This window comes from Hydrogenophaga sp. 2FB (assembly GCF_005503365.1).
GTDB lineage: Bacteria > Pseudomonadota > Gammaproteobacteria > Burkholderiales > Burkholderiaceae_C > Hydrogenophaga.
Genome location: NZ_SCML01000002.1, coordinates 180,423 through 195,298, shown reverse-complemented (window position 1 = coordinate 195,298; position 14,876 = coordinate 180,423). Strand labels below are relative to the sequence as shown.

Here is a 14,876-nt window from a genome sequence, read left to right as displayed (position 1 = left end):
CATCGAGTGACAGCACATTCTACGAATTGGAGCGAAGGCCAGATTGTCCGCTCGGTCGCCCGTCAAACCTTCAACAGGAATGCCCTGGTCATGGTTGACCGGTGCCGCTGGACTGGCAACGAATGCGATGCCCTGGTGGTCACCATGGACCTGAGGATCATCGACCTCGAGGTCAAGATCAGCCGGTCTGACCTCAAGGCGGACGCGAAGAAGGACAAGTGGTGGAAGACCAGCCCCAAGGACTGGGCGCTCCGGCCTGACGGGACCATGGGGGCAGTCGATACCCCAGACAAAAAGCTGACGTGGCCACCCAAGGTCTGGAAGCACTACTACGTGATGCCCCGAGACATCTGGCGGCCAGAACTTGAGGGTTCGCTACCCTCGGAGGCAAGTGGCATTCTGCTGGTGTCAGAGCAGCAGGTTGGAGACACGCCATATGGCATCAGCCTGTACCGGCGCGCAAAGCCCAACCGTGATGCCGAGAAGCTCCTGCCTCAGCAGGTGATGGACATCGCTCGCCTGGCCAACATCCGCATGTGGGATGCCTACGACATGAAGGCGAGCGCTCAGGAGACTCAAGCATGCTCCTGACGATTTACGGGCATCTGCCGGGGTACCTACACCGCTGGCGCATTTGTGGCCTTGGAAGGGTAATGGTTCGGCTGCACAGGATCCTGGACATTGATCGCACCCCCTTCCTGCACTCACACCCCTTCCACTACATCTCGCTGGTGCTTCGCGGTGGATACGATGAGCGGGTGCTTGGGCAAGACGGGGCCCTCAAGCTGGTGAAGAGGAAGGCTGGGTCGATCGTTTTTCGCCGGGCCGGTCAGCTGCATCGGATTGATGCGGTGCAGGGCCGGTGCACGACGCTGTTCTTCACCTGGTCGCTTCCTGGCGGCACCAGGTCACAGAACTGGACCCTGCGGCGTCACGCCGACGTGGCGGCGCCCGTGGGCTACCTAGATGCCCCCGATGGCGTCTACGCGGTCCCTGATGGCTTCCGAAAGCGATTCGAGGGGGTTTGGTATGCCCTGAGGGCTTCAGCCCTCGACGCGCAGGCATGCTCTCGCGTTTCCATCCACCAGCACCTCACCGATTTTTTCACTATCCCCGAAGCCTCACATGAACAGCATCGAACTGCCTGCCAATGAATTGACCGGTCCCGCTCTTGACTGGGCGACGGCCATCGCACTTGGATGGGCCGATGTCCAGATCACCGCCTACTATGACCCGGACAGCCTGGATGAACCCTTTTTTCGTCCGGCCAAGGTGGTCGACGGCATCGAAGTCTGCGGCTCTGGCAGCCGCTGGCGGCCTTCAAGTGATGCCGCTCAAGGTCATTTCATCCTGAGCAAGCTCATCGAACTCGGCTACATCATCGAGAAAGCCGACCTCGATCTCGGCGTGAAGATCTGGCGGCACCAGGACGATGTGCTTCAGGTTTGCCACGGGCCCACGCTGCTGATCGCCGCGGCTCGTGCGCTCTCCTCGCACTGCCTGGGAAAGAACATTGCGGTCCCGACCATCACCACAAGCAGCGAATCCTCGGCCGCTGCGCTGGCCCCGAAAGCCCCTAGACCATAACGCTGAAACGGCAGTTACAACGGTAGTGATGGCGAGCCGGGTCATGAGTTGTTTACAGCTCCTGCATTGGGTATCTTGTACTCACAGGAATACGACATGAACTCAACCCCACGCTCATCCAAGCCCGACGTCCGCAACCCCCTTCTCGCCATCCCCGAGGTGCAAGAAGAGTTCGCCCGCCTCACACCCGAATCTCGCCGCGCTCTTGAGAATGCGCTGCGCGCGCTGAGCCGCGTGTTCCACAAGAAGGGCGATGAGGCCTGGGCAAAGCGAAAACCCCCTATTGCGGCGTACTGGCGCGCCAGTGGTGTCAATGCCCGGCACCTCGCCCTCGCCGCACGAGCTACATCCCTTCAACTGGACCAGGCATGATCACGGCGAAATCTGCGCTCCCTGAGCCCATCTTGAGTGGCATGAGGCACGAAGCCATTCTGGAGTTCGCCCTGGGACAGCCTATGGGTACGAACGACGATCGAGAGCGAAGCCTGCTGGCCTTTGTTTTGCCGCCTTGGCAGCGCCCTGAAGTCTGGGAGGTGGACCGCAAGCGCCGCTTCATCGAGGGGATCTTCCTTGGGCTGGGCACCGGCACCTACGTGCTTCACCAGTTGGACTGGGATAGCGAAGGCAAGCCCAAGCCGATGGCCGGCTGGCTCATTGATGGCCAGCAACGAATGTCCGCCATCCGCGATTTTGTTCACGGCGGCATGACGATCTTCGATGGCGTGTCGTACGCCGATCTCGATGACGCCACCCGCAAGCGCAGGTTTCTGCGCCAGGTCTTCCCGTACCACGAGATCAAGTACACCCCGGATGAAGCCCGCTTGAAAACGCTTTATGAGCGCCTGAACTTTGGCGGCATCCCGCACACGCAGGCTGATCTTGAACACCTGAACTCGACGCCGGCCACGGCGCAGAACACTCGAAAAGGACCCCGTCCATGAGCAGCCTCGATGCACTCCCTCCATTGGCTGACCGGTGCGCAGAAATCATCCACTGGCACCGCACTGGCGTTCTCGAGGGTGATGCCCTTCGAACCATGGCCGCGGCCCAAAAGGGCGACCTTATGGGCGATCTGCGCATCGCTGAAGGCAAAACTGCACTCGAAGCCATGGCCCTTGTCGTGGCTCATGCTGCAACAGCTGCCGCCACTGTGAGCTCAGTCGCATGAGTCTGAACCCCATCTTCCCGGGCGACCTGTTCGCCACGACTTTAGTGGCACCCGAGCCCACCTCGGCCGCGACGGCGCTCAACCCGGATCTTCACCAGTGGTTCACGCCGGCCTGGGCGGCAGAGGCGATCGTCGAGCAGGAGTTCGGCTGGCTGCGCCCTGGCCATCGAGTTCTTGAGCCATCCTGTGGCGATGGCGCATTCTTGGTTGCCTTCCCGCAAGAGGTGGATGCCATCGGCGTGGAGATCGACCCGAACATGGCAGCGCGCGCCGCGAAGAACTCCGGCCGCGAGGTCGTTGTCGGTGATTTTCTGAGCCTGCCGGCGGAGCGGATCGGCAAGGTGGATGCGATTGTCGGAAATCCGCCGTTTTCTTCTGAGTGGGTGGGCGCCTTTGTTGAGCGCGCGGCCGGCCTTCTCGATGAGGGAGGGCAGGTTGGCTTGATCCTTCCGAGCTATGTCTTCCAGACCAGCTCCCGTATCGAGGTGCTCAGCCGCGATTTCAGCATCCATCAGCAGATGCTGCCGCGCAACCTGTTTCCCGGCATCAAGCTGCCCCTCATCTTCGCCAAGTTCATCAAGGAGCAGCACCGCCGCCTGTTCGGCTTCCTTCTGTACCGTGAAGCCCAGGACATCCGTGAGTTGGAGAAGGGCTGCATCAAGGCTGTCACCCTGGCGCGCGACCCGCGTGGGACCTGGCGGCAGGTCGTTCTCTCCACCCTCGCTGCCCTGGGCGGCGAAGCCGATCTGAAATCGATCTATGAGGCCATGGCCACCCGGCGGCCCACCGAGAACGCCTTCTGGAAGGAGAAGGTTCGCCAGGCGCTGCAGCGATCCTCGGATTTCGTGCGCACAGGACCCGGCCGGTATGCGCTGGCCAGCGCCTAAACTCTCGGTCCCATCATGAAATCACAACTCGACCCCATGAACCCAGCCGACATTGAGCAGGCCTTGCGCACGCTCACTGGGGGCGTGGAGATCCATGGCGACCCCAAGTTTTCAGACGAAATCAATGAGCGGCTGTTGACGGCTGGCGAGACAGCGCAGGCAAACGCCGGGCGCGCTGACCCCGCTACATCGCTGCATGTTCGCCGGCTTTTGTCGGTCGCCATCAAGGCGCCCACGAATGCCAAGAAGGTGGCCTGGTTGCACAAGGCTGCTGACACGCATGCCGCGGCCATCGGCCCTCATGCGGCATGCCATGACGGGTGCAGTCATTGCTGCCACGTTCCAGTTGCGATCTCCCGGCTGGAGGCTTTGGCCATGGGGCGCGCGATCGGTCGCTCGATCATTGAGCCCGAGTATCACGAGCCCCTTGCTTTCCGGGGGTATGAGGCGCCCTGCCCCTTTCTCGTGGACAACCGCTGCAGCGTCTACAACGCTCGCCCGGCAGTCTGCCGAACCCACTTCAATCTGGACGCCGACGATCTCCTGTGCCGCCTGACACCTGGCCAGGACGTTCCCGTGCCCTACTCCGACACCAGGCTCTTTGTCTTTGCGGCCACCGAGATGGAGCCCAATCCCGGGAACTGGGCGGACATCCGGCAGTGGTTTGGGTCGCCGGCCCGCGCCGAATCCGTGTGAATGGTCATCGAGGTGAATGACGCGGCAGTGACCTCAAAAAGTGCGGACGTGGCCTTGTATCTGGACCTGGACGGTGTTGTGCACCATGAGGCCGTCTACATCCACCCCAAAGCTGGCATCTACATGAGCCCGAAAGAGGCACCTGGCAGAGTCCTCTTCGAGTGGCTTCCCATCCTCATCGATCTCTTGGAGCCGTATCCCGACCTCAAGCTCGTACTCAGCAGCACCTGGTGCATCCGCCCGGGCTATCGCAAAACCCTTGATCGACTGCCGCTGACGCTGCGCGAGCGCTTTGTCGGTGGCACCTTCCACAAACGCATCCATGGATCCGATCCTGGCTTGACGCAAGCGTTCCAGTCCATGCCTCGCGGTGAGCAGGTGTGCGCAGACGTGGGGCGAAGAATGCCTCGGAAATGGCTTGCCCTTGATGACGATGTTGCCGGCTGGCCAGAGCGCGCGCTGGTGAACCTTGTGGCCTGCGATGGAAGCACTGGAATTTCGGATCTACGCGTACAAGAGGCTCTGAAACTGAAGCTTCAAGACCTTCACATCCCAACTGCTTCAAACTACTCTCTGCAGCCAATTCCCGCAATCAAGCCTACTGAATAGTTCTTGGGGTAACGGAAGTGCACTTCCCGCCAACACACGACTGGACATACGGCTCACGTTGCACGAGCACCTGACCATTGGCCTTCATCCCTTCGCACTGAGCAACTGTCATTTTTTTGTAAACAGGAACTGTTAAAGCCTCAACCAGATCGGAGTTATCCACCACGCCGGCAAAATCGAATACACGATCTGCCGAAGATGGGAAAACTGCTGACAGGTTCCGAATTCCTTCTGCATTCGAAGAAATTGCAGTATCAAGCTCCACGGTTCCACTGAATTTAACTGGAACGGTGCGATGCACCCACCAGTGGTTCGTTTCGGTGACTCCCATCGCCTCGGCCTTCACGGGATTCGAGTATCGAATGGTCTCTGTAAATTCATAGTTTTGCTCTTCTGCCGAGTTCAAACCGACAGTTTGGCTAAAACTTATCGTTGAGTCACCCTTAACAATGAAGTCAAAACCAATTTTTGCATTGACTGAAGTATTGGTTTGCAAGGTTTTGGTTTTGGTGACTTTTGAGCCCAGTCGAACTTGGCGGGTATGCTCAAAAGTGAAGCTTTGCTCAAGCGGCGTACAATTAACGTACGTCACCTTGAATCCAAGTATTCTCGAAGGGATATCCGCCCAATTTGGAAATGCGATGGTTACTTTAGGGTCACCAAGAACCGACACTGGGTCCGAAGCAGTCAGCTTTCCCATTATTGGATTGCATTCAGTTCTAGTGCGCGGGACACAAATGTCACACCATTCAGGACCACATCTCCTGATCCTGCAATATTCACCTATCACGACTTTAGAGCACGATTGACCCAAGGCGTAATCACGAAGTGTTGCCAGCTTCAAATTTACATTGGCCAAAACGTTAGTTTGTGATATCGAAGAGCTTGAAAAAGCTGAAAGCCCAGCCGGACTGACTTTTGGAGTTGAAAAAAATCGCTCCAGTAAATTCTCGTCAGCATATCCCCGGCACTCACAACTCGGGGTTGAACTGCCCGTCCCATTCGCGCAGCTGGCGGATTGACCGGGTCGACAAGTTATCGAGCAATTCTGATCACCATTGTCATTCGTCGCTGTGCAGGAGGACTGCGCATGAGCAACGCCAACCAATGACAGGAAAAGTACGACGAGCAAGAACAAGGATTTCACATGACCCCCCTTCATGCGCTCGCAACGGACTTGGCAGAGCGTCAAAATATTCTCGGACTAGATAGGGGATAAGTAAAGTCTCTTATGACGATCAATGAAGCAATTCATGCAAGGGTATACCCGGACTCAATGCGTCTGAATTCGGGCTTAGGGACTGCCCGTTGCACCTTGCACTGATCTGGATCCAAGGTGGTTGCGGCTTGTCGATCGCATGTGTATGAGATATCTTAAAGGCATACAACCGCGAGGCATCCATGACTACCCTGATCGTCCACTCCACCCCCCAAGCTCACCAGGCAGGTGACTTCACCTTAGCGCTCGAGGAGGCGCTGCAATCCGCAGGAATCGAGTGCGTCATCACCGCAGTAGGGGCGGAGCACCGGGTGCACATTTCCGACGCCTACAGGCCCCGACTTGAGGCGCAAGGCAAGGGCGCATTCGAGGACGTGGTTGAGGCGCTGAGTCAGACGGGTCTTGCTGCGGAGGTGTCTGTGTCATCGAAAGAGCCGGCGCATGTCGTTCCGCGCGGTCTGCAGAACATCACCAGCATGGGAATCCCGCCCGGCGGCATCTTTGGCGGCATTTTTGCGCAGGTCGACACCGCGGCAAATGACCCTTTCTCCGAGCCGCCGGCAGCCCCCGTGAAAGCGACGCCGGTAGCGCGACCGCGACCCCACTGAATGAACGCTGCTGAGCTTGGAGAAACGAGTTGCTATACGGATGAGTCTCTCCCTTCGTTCAACTCCTTTTCACATGAAAACCAAACTCCCCCTGGCCATCTTCCTCGCCCTGTGCACAGCATTCATCCTGGTTCAAATCAGCGTAAATGCCATCGCGCAGAACTACACCGCCGTCCACTTCTTCTTCGGCTTCGCTGCCCCATTGGCATTCGGCTGTGTGCCGTTCCAGGTCTTCAAGTGGAGGGGCTGGACGAAACTGCCGGTGAACTATGAGTGGGCCGGCTGGTCTTGGTCGCCATTGGTCGGCATCGTCACCACGCTTTTTGTGAGCGCCTTCAACGAGGTCTACACGGACCCCATGGAGAACGGAATCCCCTTCCTTCAGGCCTGGCACCACCTCGCGGCAGATGTGGCCGGAGTCGTGTTGTTCTGGGCCGTGTATGTGCTCTTCCTGAGGCCTCGATTCACCCGGCATCCGGCTCCCAAATTCATCGGCTCCACACAATGACCACCAATCCCTTCTACTTCGGCGCACCCAAGGCGTCAGCTGTTTTCACCGATGCCCAGATTCTGGAATTCCAGCGCGAGGCGGCCATGTCGGCGAAGGGGCGTGATGACCTGACGCTGCGGACGGTGCGTATGGCGCTGGATGCGCTGAACATGCGCCCCGACGAAATCCGCAAAGCCAAGGCCTATCTGTGCCCGGACCCTATCGAAGGCGACCGGTTGCCCGCCATTGGCTCGCGTGTCCTGATTCACCTGGCCAGCCAGGACGAATGGGTCGAGCACACGGTCACCGGCTTCTACGTCTGGGGCCCGCTGGCTGGCGTCAGTCCAGCCTACTCCCGTGTCTTCGTGACCGTGATCTCAGACGACGGCTACCCGAACTCTCGGTTGCTGGCTGATGTCCGACCCACCACGGGCGCCGCCAGTCCAGATTCTTGTGGCCCAAATACCACCGATGGTGAGTCACAAGCCGCGTTGACGCTCACGGATGAGGCTCGAGTGGCCGTTGCACAACTCACCATGCCGCCTTCGGGAACGGGGATTTCCACGATGAGCTTGCCCGGAGCCCATGACTTGCCTCCCGGTGATCACTTGCTGTTCGCGGACCCCATCTGCGCGGCGTCTGCAAATGCCATGGTGCACGCGAGCTCGCAATCAATCCTCCCATTGGCGATCATTTGCGTGTCTGCGGGCTCCCTCCGGCACCAGTTGAATGTGATCAACCAGGCGTTCCGCATGCCCGAGGGGACGTACCAACTGTTCACGACGCCAGCTCCCGGCGCGGCACCACGAGTCCAGTCAGTGGTTCCGATGACAGTTCCGGAATTCGAACGCTTGACCAAGAACGGTGTTCGCTTTGCACGCGAGCACGTGGCCAACGCTTCGACCGCAGCAGGTGGCATCGTCTCGCCGGTGCTGATGAGTGCACCGATCGCACACATCGACGTCGAAGCCTGGGGCAATGGAGCGGACACCGCGCACTGCTTCTCCAGCATGCCGTTCCCGGGATCTGAGCCCGTGTTCCTTGAGATCGCCCAGGTCGCTCAACCCATCTTGGACCTCTGAAAAATGCACATCATCCTGCAGTCACCATCAACGGGGGAGACCATGGCCGTACGAACGGCTGTGATGCTCCAGGATTCGGGGGCCGCCACGGTGCACGCCGCCACCACTGAGACCCTCGAGGCCAAGGAGACGATTCTGCGTGCCGGCGCAATGCCTGTCGGTAGCGTGGAATTTGTGCGCCTGGCGATGAAGCTGGCCGGCATCAAAGAGCCCCAGAACCTGTCCTACCCCCCTGGCTCCGCCCGCTTCCTCGGCCGCTGGCTGCAGGTGCACGGCATTGGTGAGGCCCTGGCATCGACGGAGCCGATCTTCATCAAGCCTTTGACCACCAAGATGTTCAACGGATTCGTCTACCAACCCTTGGCGCCCAGCCATCTGCTCTCCGAGCACGATCAAGAGCAACTCACCGTGGCGCGCGGCCTGAAGCCGGAAACCCTGGTCTACGTCAGCCCCCAGGTGCAATTCCTGAGCGAGTGGCGGTTTTACATCCAGGGCGGGACCGTCGTCGGTCAGGCTCGGTATGACGCCGACGGGCGCGACGATGCGCCTGAGCCCGATTTCTTCGTCGTTCTCGACTGCATTCAATCGCTGGCGATCGATCACCCATACGCCTTGGACATGGGCGTCCTTGCGGATGGCACAACGGCGTTGATCGAGACCAACGATTTTTGGGCCCTGGGTTTTTACCGCGGCGCCATGAAGCCCAAGCAGTACCTCGATTGTCTTGTTGATCGCTGGAAATCTCTTGTAGGCGCTCGAGCCATGGAAAGCGCAGCAGCATGAAAATCCTTCCCGTCCTGCACTATCTTGACACCGAAACCACCATCGCCCAGGTCCACCTGGCGCGCAAATGCGGCGCCGACGGCATCTTCCTGATCGATCACAACGGTGATGACGACAACCTATTGACGGTGGCGTCGCTGGTTAAGCTGACTTTCACCGGATTTCCAGTTGGCATCAACCTCCTGTCGCGCTCCGCGGCATACGCAGCCCGAAGCGCCAAGGATCTGGGGCTGGACATGGTCTGGGCCGATTCCATGGGCGTGAGCAGCGCCGGCCTGACGAGTTCTGGCCTGCAGCTGCGGGACATGGCCGCACAGGCGCCTGAACTCACCTTTTTTGCATCCGTCGCTTTCAAGTACCAGCCAGTTGAGTCGGATCCAGCCGAGGCCGCTCGGCAGGCGCGCTCGGCAGGCTTCGTGGCCACCACCAGTGGTACGCAGACCGGCGTGCCGCCTTCACTGGAAAAGATTCGGCAGATGTCGGAGGCCGCCGGCGGCAAACTGGCGATCGCCAGCGGCATGACGCCAGAAAACATAGCGCAGTACGCCCCCTTCCTGTCCCACGTGCTCGTGTCCACCGGCATTTCGGTGGACGACTCCCATTTCGACGAACTCAAACTCAAGGCCCTCATTCGGGCCGCGCGGGATAATGCGCAAGCTCCACTCACCCCTTGAAGTCATCATGGCCAACTCTGATCTCACGCCTTCCGCCCCCACGCCTCAGGAGCTGTTCGAGGCCGATGTGGTTCAGTGGGAAAAGGATCCTGAATCTGTGTCCATGGAAAACGAGGTTCATGTGTATTTCGGCCGCATGAATCTCCTCAACTGCTTTGATGTTGGCGAAGAGGGACTTCGGATCTATAACCGCATCGTTCACGCCGACGGAAACGGCCCCGCAGAGGACGGCTCCGCGATCGATGCCGTGATAAGTGGCGTTGCCGCGGCATCTGCAAACGGCGTCTTCTGCGCACTCTCCCGCGCGCTTGGCGTCAGTCAGCGTGCATTGGAAATTGTTCTGGAGACCTACATCGACGATGGCGACGCCACCCGCCTTGGCTTCCAGGAGTTCGAAAAGCGGGTGGCCAGCGCTGAGGCCGAATACGCCGCTCGAGAACCAGCCACTCCTGCGCGGCGTCCACGCGTCTGATTCCAGAGGGTTTCCTCATGACTTCATTCATCGTCGACTCTCGCGAGACCAACAGCCGAATTCCCGTGCACCTGCGTGAGCTGGGTGTCGAGTTCGAGATGCAGGAAATGGCTGCAGGCGACTTCCACGTCGGCGAGTTCCTCATCGAGCGCAAGAGCATCACCGATCTCGCCAAGTCGATCTTGGACGGCCGCCTATTCGAGCAGGCTGAACTCATCGCCCAGGCCAGCGAGCGCCCTGCGATCCTCATCGAGGGCAATCTGCTCGATCTCCCCAACGACATGCACCCCGATGCCATGCCCGGTGCGATCTCGGCCTTGTCCGTGTTCTGGGGGCTCTCCGTCTTCTCCAGCCCCAACCAGCTCGGCACCGCTCGGCTGCTCGCCCGGCTTCACCACCACCAGGTCAACGGACTGGGCTACGAGGTCGCAACACGCGTTTTGAAGCCCAAGGACAAGCCTGATGGTGCCCAGGCTCAGTACCTGGTCAGCGGCCTACCTGGCGTGGGCCCGGAGATGGCCAGGAAGCTCTTGGGGCACTTCGGGAGCGCGCGAGCTGTGTTTGCAGCGTCCATCCACGAGCTCGCCCAATGCAATGGCGTGGGGCCGAAGACGGCGGTAGCTATTGCCACGGCTCTAGATCAGTCGCCGACCAAGTTCCGGGTGACCAAAAAAGCGACTATCTGAAATATCGCCTTTAGCCTGTTAACAGATGGTGATCCCCCAAATACTGGTTTGCAAGCTAAGTGCGGCCAAATTCGAACCTTCACCCATCCCCTTGCGAACGGGGCCGCCCAGCATTAAAGAGCTTCATAGCCTTCTCAGGGATCAATCCCTGGTCAATGGCGTCATCCATGGTTGAGAGTGAATCAAGAAGCATGCGAAAAGGTTGAAAGTTATGCTCCAGAATTGAGTCTTCCCTGTCTCCTCCCGTGTGTAACCTTGCTGATAGAAACGGAATATCAAGAAAAAATATCGTCCAGTCCCCGACCCCCTTCCAACCACTACTTGGAAAGAGACTTCTAGATCCCAAACGTCCTTGTATCGAGTCCCTTTCAGCTCTCTCAAGCGCTTTGATATGCTTGGATCCATCCCTACTTTCGCGAACATGGAAGTAAAGTCTCGTACCCATACCCTCATCATTTACCGAGACAAACGCAAAGGTCGACGAGTCCAAAAGTTGCCGAAGTCTTTCATTGCACTTGGCGGCAACCAATGGCGCATTGACTACAAGCTTCTTGATCCGATGTTCTTCGGCATGTAATTTCTGCTCAGCACGTGCGGCTCGCCGCTTCTCTTTCTCTATTAGCTTTTCCTGACGTTCGTCTTTCTTGTTCTTGAGATCTGGCGGCACAATCTGAAGATCACGAAGAATTCTCAACCCCAAGAGATCAAGATTGCTTTCAATGAATCCCTCAAGTCTGGAACGACAAGCCTCATCAAACCACTCTGTTGCACCGCCCTGATCAGCGGATACCAGCTCACTCTTCAAGCGCCATTTGACAAAAAGTCGATGAAGTGATTTTTCAATATCGAGCGCCGCCTTCTCGGTGGCTGCCTCAATAGCAATCGAGGCTTTCAAGTCAAATTCATCTAGCCCTATGCTGCGAGCTCGATGGAAGATATTGTTGGCTTTCCCAATCTTGAATCTAGGCTCTGATTTGTGCGCAAGAATATAGATGTGCGATGTCATCGGAGGCGCCTTTTTCGGGATGAGAAAGGTGACGACTAGATCTCACTGATGACCTGGGCGTTGGCGATGACCAGCCCAGGTTGAGCTGGGCCTCGAATCATGTGCTGCCTCGTTCCATCGGGGAGATGGCGATCCGCGATGACAAAAGCGCCAGCAGCTGTCCACCAGTGCGGCGGATTCATCGGCACCCAATCCATGACTTCATGCGGTTCGAACGTGACTTCAGTCGTCATGGCTTTGCCTTCGGATTGCAGATTGGGATGTGTCTGAAGAGGTGGAGCAAACGAGGCCGTCTCGATCGCAGGTAGCGTCTGCGAGTTGATGCGAGCAGGCGGCTTGTTTTGATGCTGCGTATTCTATATCTTGTAGGCATCTGACGATATACCGCAAAGGAGCCAAAACCATGAGCAACAAACCTGAATTCATCACCTTCACCGGCGTGGATGACGACACCGATCCGGCCGCTATGGAGCGGCTTTCCAACGACTACGAAGGGCGCATCGAGTGGGGGTTCCTCTTCTCGCCGAAGCGCCAGGGCCTGGATCCGCGCTACCCTTCAGTCCAGACGATCCAGCGGCACGCCGAAGAATTGCTGCCGAAGCTTAGGTATGCCGCACACCTTTGCGGAGACGATGCGCGCGAGGTCATCGACACCGGCAAGTCTCGGCACGAACACCTTCTTCGAGGATTCCAGCGAGCGCAGATCAACACGGCCGACCCGAAAGTCCAGCCCTCACAGATAGGCGACTGGGCAGCCAGGCGAAACCTGCGCGCCATCTTGCAATGCCGCGGTGAATTCCCTCAAGTGGCATCCGTCGACGTGCTGTTTGATGCCAGCGGTGGGCGCGGCGTCGTGCCGAGCGATTGGCCTGTTGCCGTGCACACCACCTTCTGCGGTTTCGCTGGCGGCTTGCGGCCGGAGAACGTGGCTGACGCAGTTGCCGTCATCGGCCAGCGTGCCGCTCGATACTGGATCGACATGGAAACCGGGATCCGCGATGACAAAGACCGGTTCGACGTCAGCATGTGCCGCGCCGTGTGTGAGGCGGTCTACGGGAAAGCCTAGGCCATCCAGAATCAGTCCGAGCGCCCTGATGGTGAATGGCACACCGCAACTTCACATCGACGGACTCGAAGTACCCGATCCAGCCTGAGGTCCGGCCGACCCCAGGCCAGCAGTCTTCGCCGGCTGCCAAGTCTTTCCGGTGTAGTGATTTCCGAGTCCGGACATCACCCAGTCCTCGACCTTGGCGGCGTCTGCGGCATTGAGGCCAGCTTCTTCGAAGTAGCGGGCCCTGTGCTGGAGCACCTGCATGATCGAATCCTCGACGTCTTGCGCGGCCCCCTTGGCAATGCCCAGTCCACGTGCGCTGCCCATGGCCTCATGGAGCGTGTAAACCTGTCCACGGTCAAGGCAATTCAGGTAATGCCGCTGCGCACCTTGGGGACTGACATCGAACACCGGTGCGATCTCGTAGTGCATCGGGGAACCGGGGCTTTTCAGGAAGCCGAAGTTCTTCAGGTGGTCATCGGTGTTCTGCAGCGCGGCGTTCAGGCACAGGCGACCGAACATCTGGACCCTTGACGCCGCAGGGCTTGTGCAAATGCGCGAGGTGATATCGAGCAGCTTGCTCCAGCTCAGGATGGCCTTGTCCATCGTCGAGTTCAGGAACTTGCTCTGGGGCTCATACGAGGCAAGGGACATCGCGCTCACGTAGTGCCGGCGGCGCATCTTCCCGTCAACGGCGTGTCGATCGAACCGATCAAGCACCAGCACCGTCTGGCCGTTGGCCAGCTCCTCGAGGCGGTGGCCAGGGGTTGTGAAGCCCATGTCGGCGGCCATGCGCAGCGTGGCGATCTCCAGCCGGTTGCGCTCAATGGTGTCGTTTCGCGACTGGAACTTGGCGATCACGGAGCACCCGGGCAAGGCGCCTGGCGACTCATCTCGCAGGATGGCCTTGGGGCGGGCGCCACCGATCGTCCAGCTGCCCCCCAGCATGTCCTTCATCTCATCGGTGAGCTCAGCCCCCTCCTCGAACTTCAAAGCGGCCCTGGAGGCCTTTTCGAGCTGGGACGTGCCGGGGCGTTCTGCCAGGCTCTGGGCCACGATCTCATCGAGGTCGATCTCGCCTGTCGCAGCGTTTGGGGTGAGCACCAGGCCGCCGATGCCGTCGGCGCCGCGCAGGAAGGCGCCGCGAAAGACACGCTGGCGCGCCTCCTCGGGGAGCTGCGCCTGCACCACCCTGCGACCCCAGGCATCAGGTGCCGCGTCAAAGATGGCGCCCACGCGCACGAACTGGGAAGTGCTCGCGAAAAGCGTCTTGCCCAGCGGCATGTTGATCGGGTCGAGCGGAAAGCTGCGCGGGTCCGTCAGGTAGCCAGGGTCGTAGGCAAAAGAGGCCGAGATGCTCTCCCCATCCTCTTCCAGCTCGAGAACCCCGGCCGTGATGAAACCCGATGGCGTCCAGGCGTGCACCCGAAGCTTGCTGTCAATCTCCTTCTCGCGGCGCTCAATGGCTGTGGTTCTCATTCGGATCCTTTTGGCGTTCGCGTCGCGGCTCCGCGCTTGGGAAGATGGCGACGCATCAAGATGTCGGTTGCCTCGTCGCTCTTGGACAGCTCGAACAGCCTGGCCCCCATGTCATAGAGCGTCATCAGGGTGAAGACCTTGGCAATGCTCACTGCCGGGTCCCCTTGCTCAATGCGGGCTACAGTCTGTGAGTGAAGCCCACATCGCTCACCGGCCACCGCCTGTGTGTCCCCACGTGCACGGCGGGCACGCGAGATCTGCTCACCAAGCGCTCGAAGGGCGGCGGTGACCTCGAATGGGATCAAATGGGAATCCGAGCCTTTAGCCATGGCCAAATGTCGCATATAAACGTGATAGAGTCAATTTTCATCGGTTTTAT

Annotated in this window: 22 protein-coding genes; 17 read left to right on the top strand and 5 right to left on the bottom strand. The window is 59.2% G+C overall.

Translation table 11 applies throughout. The features are described 5' to 3' along the window. Nucleotides 1-6: 6 nt before the first annotated feature. The 9 genes from FFS09_RS02085 to FFS09_RS02045 all read left to right on the top strand — a co-directional run bounded on the left by FFS09_RS02085 (nt 7) and on the right by FFS09_RS02045 (nt 4,947). Nucleotides 7-591 (top strand): hypothetical protein, encoded by a 585-nt coding sequence (locus FFS09_RS02085; RefSeq protein WP_137917210.1) that lies wholly within the window; start codon nt 7-9, stop codon nt 589-591. Then, on the top strand, nt 582-1,154 hold the full coding sequence (locus tag FFS09_RS02080; RefSeq protein ID WP_137917209.1) for a hypothetical protein: 573 nt from the start codon (nt 582-584) through the stop codon (nt 1,152-1,154). Before FFS09_RS02085 ends, FFS09_RS02080 begins: the two co-directional genes overlap by 10 nt. Beyond that, the gene (locus tag FFS09_RS02075) at nt 1,126-1,587 is read left to right on the top strand and encodes a DUF2591 family protein (RefSeq protein ID WP_137917208.1); all 462 of its coding nucleotides are present in this window, start codon (nt 1,126-1,128) and stop codon (nt 1,585-1,587) included. The genes FFS09_RS02080 and FFS09_RS02075 overlap by 29 nt, the downstream gene beginning before the upstream one ends. Nucleotides 1,588-1,683: 96 nt before the next feature. Then, nucleotides 1,684-1,959: a hypothetical protein gene (locus FFS09_RS02070; RefSeq protein ID WP_137917207.1), complete on the top strand. Its 276-nt coding sequence runs from the start codon at nt 1,684-1,686 to the stop codon at nt 1,957-1,959. Next, the gene (locus FFS09_RS02065) at nt 1,956-2,528 is read left to right on the top strand and encodes a DUF262 domain-containing protein (protein ID WP_137917206.1); all 573 of its coding nucleotides are present in this window, start codon (nt 1,956-1,958) and stop codon (nt 2,526-2,528) included. Before FFS09_RS02070 ends, FFS09_RS02065 begins: the two co-directional genes overlap by 4 nt. Continuing rightward, a complete protein-coding gene (locus FFS09_RS02060; RefSeq protein WP_137917205.1) occupies nt 2,525-2,755 on the top strand; it encodes a hypothetical protein in 231 nt (76 codons plus the stop codon). The genes FFS09_RS02065 and FFS09_RS02060 overlap by 4 nt, the downstream gene beginning before the upstream one ends. After that, nucleotides 2,752-3,642 (top strand): N-6 DNA methylase, encoded by an 891-nt coding sequence (locus tag FFS09_RS02055; protein ID WP_252374192.1) that lies wholly within the window; start codon nt 2,752-2,754, stop codon nt 3,640-3,642. The genes FFS09_RS02060 and FFS09_RS02055 overlap by 4 nt, the downstream gene beginning before the upstream one ends. 36 nt (nt 3,643-3,678) lie before the next feature. Then, complete coding sequence (locus tag FFS09_RS02050) at nt 3,679-4,338, top strand: YkgJ family cysteine cluster protein (protein WP_137917204.1); 660 nt, start codon at nt 3,679-3,681, stop codon at nt 4,336-4,338. Next, on the top strand, nt 4,339-4,947 hold the full coding sequence (locus FFS09_RS02045; RefSeq protein WP_137917203.1) for an HAD domain-containing protein: 609 nt from the start codon (nt 4,339-4,341) through the stop codon (nt 4,945-4,947). On the opposite strand, the gene FFS09_RS02040 is transcribed toward FFS09_RS02045, so the two are convergent. Next, entirely contained in the window at nt 4,937-5,647 is a 711-nt protein-coding gene (locus tag FFS09_RS02040; RefSeq protein WP_137917202.1) for a hypothetical protein, read from the bottom strand. The two genes, FFS09_RS02045 and FFS09_RS02040, sit on opposite strands and share 11 nt — an antisense overlap. A 701-nt stretch (nt 5,648-6,348) precedes the next feature. Between FFS09_RS02040 and FFS09_RS02035 the strand changes: the two genes are divergently transcribed. From FFS09_RS02035 to FFS09_RS02005, 7 genes are all read left to right on the top strand, one after another. Beyond that, nucleotides 6,349-6,774, top strand: coding sequence for a hypothetical protein (locus FFS09_RS02035; protein WP_137917201.1), 426 nt, complete (start codon nt 6,349-6,351; stop codon nt 6,772-6,774). Between the two features lie 73 nt (nt 6,775-6,847). Then, the gene (locus tag FFS09_RS02030) at nt 6,848-7,282 is read left to right on the top strand and encodes a hypothetical protein (RefSeq protein WP_137917200.1); all 435 of its coding nucleotides are present in this window, start codon (nt 6,848-6,850) and stop codon (nt 7,280-7,282) included. Next, nucleotides 7,279-8,346, top strand: a complete 1,068-nt coding sequence (locus FFS09_RS02025) for a hypothetical protein (RefSeq protein ID WP_137917199.1) — start codon at nt 7,279-7,281, stop codon at nt 8,344-8,346. The genes FFS09_RS02030 and FFS09_RS02025 overlap by 4 nt, the downstream gene beginning before the upstream one ends. Nucleotides 8,347-8,349: 3 nt before the next feature. Next, nucleotides 8,350-9,129, top strand: a complete 780-nt coding sequence (locus tag FFS09_RS02020) for an ATP-grasp domain-containing protein (RefSeq protein WP_137917198.1) — start codon at nt 8,350-8,352, stop codon at nt 9,127-9,129. Continuing rightward, nucleotides 9,126-9,803: a BtpA/SgcQ family protein gene (locus FFS09_RS02015; protein WP_137917197.1), complete on the top strand. Its 678-nt coding sequence runs from the start codon at nt 9,126-9,128 to the stop codon at nt 9,801-9,803. Before FFS09_RS02020 ends, FFS09_RS02015 begins: the two co-directional genes overlap by 4 nt. Before the next feature lie 7 nt (nt 9,804-9,810). After that, complete coding sequence (locus tag FFS09_RS02010) at nt 9,811-10,275, top strand: hypothetical protein (RefSeq protein WP_137917196.1); 465 nt, start codon at nt 9,811-9,813, stop codon at nt 10,273-10,275. Between the two features lie 17 nt (nt 10,276-10,292). Beyond that, nucleotides 10,293-10,961 (top strand): ERCC4 domain-containing protein, encoded by a 669-nt coding sequence (locus tag FFS09_RS02005; RefSeq protein ID WP_137917195.1) that lies wholly within the window; start codon nt 10,293-10,295, stop codon nt 10,959-10,961. Nucleotides 10,962-11,040: 79 nt separating this feature from the next. On the opposite strand, the gene FFS09_RS02000 is transcribed toward FFS09_RS02005, so the two are convergent. Together FFS09_RS02000 and FFS09_RS01995 are read right to left on the bottom strand one after the other, a co-directional pair. Beyond that, nucleotides 11,041-11,967 (bottom strand): GIY-YIG nuclease family protein, encoded by a 927-nt coding sequence (locus FFS09_RS02000; RefSeq protein ID WP_137917194.1) that lies wholly within the window; start codon nt 11,965-11,967, stop codon nt 11,041-11,043. A gap of 35 nt (nt 11,968-12,002) precedes the next feature. Then, nucleotides 12,003-12,200 carry a hypothetical protein gene (locus FFS09_RS01995; RefSeq protein ID WP_137917193.1) on the bottom strand — a complete coding sequence of 66 codons (198 nt, stop codon included), beginning with the start codon at nt 12,198-12,200 and terminating at the stop codon, nt 12,003-12,005. Between the two features lie 170 nt (nt 12,201-12,370). On the opposite strand from FFS09_RS01995, the gene FFS09_RS01990 reads away from it, so the two are divergent. Then, nucleotides 12,371-13,033, top strand: coding sequence for a beta/alpha barrel domain-containing protein (locus FFS09_RS01990; RefSeq protein WP_137917192.1), 663 nt, complete (start codon nt 12,371-12,373; stop codon nt 13,031-13,033). A gap of 51 nt (nt 13,034-13,084) precedes the next feature. On the opposite strand, the gene FFS09_RS01985 is transcribed toward FFS09_RS01990, so the two are convergent. Both FFS09_RS01985 and FFS09_RS31370 read right to left on the bottom strand, forming a co-directional pair. Continuing rightward, nucleotides 13,085-14,497 carry a type II toxin-antitoxin system HipA family toxin gene (locus FFS09_RS01985; protein WP_137917191.1) on the bottom strand — a complete coding sequence of 471 codons (1,413 nt, stop codon included), beginning with the start codon at nt 14,495-14,497 and terminating at the stop codon, nt 13,085-13,087. Continuing rightward, on the bottom strand, nt 14,494-14,826 hold the full coding sequence (locus tag FFS09_RS31370) for a helix-turn-helix domain-containing protein (RefSeq protein WP_171019832.1): 333 nt from the start codon (nt 14,824-14,826) through the stop codon (nt 14,494-14,496). Before FFS09_RS31370 ends, FFS09_RS01985 begins: the two co-directional genes overlap by 4 nt. Between the last annotated feature and the right edge of the window lie 50 nt (nt 14,827-14,876).